Below are 3,685 nucleotides of genomic sequence, written 5' to 3'. Positions count from 1 at the left end.
CCACCTGGAAGCGGGCTGCGCCCGCCGGCGAGGCGCCGCCGAGCAGCGCCCCGACGAACGTCCCGGGCAGGGTGACCAGCCCGACCGTGCGGGTCTGGTCCAGCGCCGGAACGAGCGCCTCGCCGACGCTGTCCCGGGCGATGTCGACGACGGCGCGCCGCGGGGTCGCGCCGAGCGCGAGCCACGCCTCCACCTCGTCCCACCTGCGGCGCAGCCCGTCGGCGAGGCGCCGGCCGGTCAGCGTGCAGGCGGTCATCGTGCCGCCGACGACGCTGCCGGCGAGCGCGACGAGGGTGCGCGCCGTCGGGGTGACCGCGCCGACCGCGAAGATCAGACCGAGGGTGACGGCCGCGCCGAGCAGGCAGGAGACGGCGACCGAGCGGGTGGCCGCCGGGAAGACGGCGAGCCGGCGCGCGGCGGTGCCCACAGCGGCGGCCAGCATGAGCACGAGTACCGCGATGGTGGCCGCCGGCGCGGCGAACACCCCGCGCAACGCGAGCCCGATCAGGGCAAGCTGGACGATCGCCCGCGCCGAGGCGGTCAGGACGTCACGCCGGCGCGGCACCCGCGCCCAGGTCAGCACCGCCAGCGCCACGACAAGCAGCAGTCCGAGGCCCAGCCCAAGGCGCAGGTCGGCGTCCAGCCCGGCCTCCCGTCCCGCCGTGGCCGACCGCGGGACCGACCTCGCGGCGACCGGTCCCGACGCTACCGCGCCCGCCGCGACAGACCGGCGAGTCGGTGAAGCCGGTCCACGGCCCCGATCCACGACGCCGTCCGTCGTTGCCTCCGCCTGAAGTCCTACCATCCGTAGTAGACGTGGAACGGGGCAGGGCGCCGCGCGGGGGCGGCCGGAGGGGACGGGCATGCGGCCAGGCGGCGCGGGCACAGCCGGGCGGCGCGGATGATCGACGGTCTCGCGGCCGCGTCGATCATCTGCGCGCTCGTGGTCGGCGCGGCCTGCCTGGTGCAGACCTGGCGGGACCGGCCGGTCGGCGTGGGCCTGCTGGCCGGCACCGGGGCGGTCGAGCTCGTCCTGCTCGCCCAGGTCGTCGGCGCGGTCGTCGAGATCTCCCGTGGGCAGCACGCCGGCCAGCCCGCCGTGTTCGTGCTCTACCTGATCGGGTCGGTCGCGGCGCTGCCCGCCGGAGTGTGGTGGTCACTCGGCGAGCGGACCCGCTGGGGCAGCGCGGTGCTGGGCGTCGCGTGCGTGGCGGCCGCGATCATCGTCGTTCGGCTCGGACAGGTCTGGGAGAGCACTGGTGGCTAGCACATCGACCCCCCGGCCGGTCGGCACGTCGTCCGGGCCCGGGCGGATTCTGGTGACGGTCTACGCGATCTTCGCGGTGGCGGCCTGCTCCCGGTCGGCGGTGCAGATCGCGACCGAGTTCGACCACGCCCGGCTGGCGTACTTGCTCTCGGCGTTCGCCGCTGTGGTCTACGTGGTGGCCACCGTGGCGCTGACCCGGACCGGCGTGCGCTGGCACCGCCTCGCCGTCGCGGCATGCGCGACGGAGCTCGCCGGGGTGCTCGCGGTGGGCACCGTGAGTGTCCTGAACTCCTCGGCCTTCCCTGACCAGGCCGTGTGGTCGACGTACGGCAGCGGCTACCTGTTCATCCCGGTCGTCCTGCCGGTCCTCGGCCTGCTCTGGCTGCGCCGGACAGCGCCGCGCCCGGACGGGAACACGGCTGGCGGGACCACGGCCGCGATCTCGTAGGTTCGCGGTATGCACACCCTCACCCGGGCCGAGGCGGTCGCCCGCGCCGATCTGCTGCGCGTCGATGGCTACGACCTCGAGCTCGATCTGACGGCGGCCCGAACCTCGGCGGAGTTCGGCTCGAGCACCCGGGTCCGGTTCAGCCTCCGCGAGCCCGCAGCGGCCGCGGCCGGGGGAACCGCGACGTTCGCCGAGATGAAGCCGGTCGCCCTGCACGAGCTGCGGCTCAACGGCCGGGCGTTGGACCCCGCCGGGCTGGACGGCAACCGGCTTGCCCTCGACGGGCTCGGCCCGAGCAACGAGCTCGTCGCGACGGCGACGATGCGGTACTCCAACACCGGCGAGGGTCTGCACCGTTTCACCGACCCCGAGGACGGCGAGGTGTACCTGTACGCCCAGACGTTCCTCGACGACGCCCAGCGGATGTTCGCCTGCTTCGACCAGCCGGACCTCAAGGCACCGGTCCGCCTCGTCGTCCTGGCGCCGCCGGACTGGGTTGTGCGCGCCAACGGCGCGGGCACCCGGACCGCGCCGGGGCGGTGGGAGTTCACCGAGACCGCGCCGCTGGCGACGTACTTCGTCACCGTCGTCGCCGGGCCGTACCACCTGGTGGAGGACAGCCACGACGGCATCGCGCTCGGCCTGCTCGCCCGCCGTTCCCTCGGTCCCTACCTGCAGGCCGACGCAGGGGAGATCTTCGAGGTCACGAAGTCGTGCCTGGACCGGTACCACGAACTGTTCGCCGACCGCTATCCGTTCGGCAAGTACGACCAGGCGTTCGTGCCCGAGTTCAACGCGGGGGCGATGGAGAACCCGGGCTGCGTGACCTTCCGCGACGAGTTCGTCTACCGCTCGGCGGTGACCGACGCCGAGCGCGAACTGCGCGCCGTGGTCATCGCCCACGAGATGGCGCACATGTGGTTCGGCGACCTGGTGACGATGCGCTGGTGGGACGACCTGTGGTTGAACGAGTCGTTCGCCGAGTACATGGGCTACCGGGTGACGGCCGAGGCGACCCGCTTCACCCAGGCGTGGACCAGCTTCGCGGTGGGCCGCAAGAGCTGGGGGTACGCCGCCGACCAGCGCCCGTCGACCCATCCGGTCGCGCCCTCGGACGTCGCCGACACCGGGCTGGCGCTGCTGAACTTCGACGGGATCTCCTACGCCAAGGGCGCTTCGGTGCTGCGCCAGCTCGTCGCCTGGGTCGGTGAGGAGGCGTTCCTGACGGGGCTGCGCGCCTACTTCGCCGCGCACGCCTACGCCAACGCCTCCCTCGCGGACCTGCTCGCCGCCCTGTCGACGGCCAGCGGGCGTGATCTCGCCGGGTGGGCGCGGCTGTGGTTGCGCCGCGAGCAGGTCAACACGCTGCACCCGCAGGTCACCGCCGACGCCGGCGGCACCCTCGCGCGGGTCTCGGTGATCCAGACGGCGCCCGCGCAGGCACCTACGCTGCGCCCGCACCGGGTCGGCATCGGCGTGTACGCGCCGCCCGCCGGCCGCGAGGCCGACCCGGACGCCCCGGTCACACTCGTTCGCCGGGTCGAGGTCGATCTGGACCCGGCCGCGCCGGACGGCCGAACCGACATCCCCGCGCTGACCGGCGTGCCCGCCGGACGGCTGCTGCTCGTCAACGACGGCGACCTCACCTACGCGAAGATCCGGTTCACCGACGCCGACCGCGCCGCGCTGCCCACCGTGCTGCCCCGCGTCGCCGACCCGCTGGCCCGCGCGGTGATCTGGGCCGCCGCGGCCGACGCGACCCGCGACGCCGACTGGCCCGCCACCGAATACCTGACGCTCGCCATCGCCGCGCTGCCCGTGGAGACGCAGCTCGCCGTCTTCGAGGACGCCCTGCGGTTCGCCCGCGCCACCGTGCTCAACCGCTACCTCGCCCCCGCGCTGCGCCCGGCGGCGGCGGCTCGGCTACACGCCGCCTGCCGCCAGATGCTCGTCGAGGCCACCGCCGGCAG

Annotated in this window: 4 protein-coding genes; 3 read left to right on the top strand and 1 reads right to left on the bottom strand. The window is 74.5% G+C overall.

Features of this window, described 5'->3' with window-relative positions:
- Positions 1 to 766 (bottom strand): ABC transporter permease (locus tag MXD58_RS22815; protein WP_250609894.1); only part of this gene is annotated, 766 nt, incomplete at its 3' end.
- A 135-nt stretch (positions 767 to 901) separates the two neighbouring features.
- Between MXD58_RS22815 and MXD58_RS22810 the strand changes: the two genes are divergently transcribed.
- The 3 genes from MXD58_RS22810 to pepN form a co-directional block, all read left to right on the top strand.
- Positions 902 to 1,267: a hypothetical protein gene (locus MXD58_RS22810; protein ID WP_248840554.1), complete on the top strand. Its 366-nt coding sequence runs from the start codon at positions 902 to 904 to the stop codon at positions 1,265 to 1,267.
- Positions 1,260 to 1,715 (top strand): hypothetical protein, encoded by a 456-nt coding sequence (locus tag MXD58_RS22805; protein WP_248840553.1) that lies wholly within the window; start codon positions 1,260 to 1,262, stop codon positions 1,713 to 1,715. Before MXD58_RS22810 ends, MXD58_RS22805 begins: the two co-directional genes overlap by 8 nt.
- 9 nt (positions 1,716 to 1,724) lie before the next feature.
- Positions 1,725 to 3,685: aminopeptidase N (pepN, locus tag MXD58_RS22800; protein WP_250609893.1), on the top strand; the 1,961-nt coding region annotated here is incomplete at its 3' end.

This window comes from Frankia sp. AgKG'84/4 (genome assembly GCF_023242965.2).
Taxonomy (GTDB): Bacteria; Actinomycetota; Actinomycetes; order Frankiales; family Frankiaceae; genus Frankia.
The sequence above is the reverse complement of the archived record's forward strand: the minus strand, read 5'-3'. Positions and strand labels throughout refer to the sequence as shown.

Coding starts and splice junctions, on each gene's coding strand:
- MXD58_RS22810 (WP_248840554.1), top strand. CDS start 902: ATGATCGACGGTCTCGCGGCCGCGTCGATCATCTGCGCGCTCGTGGTC.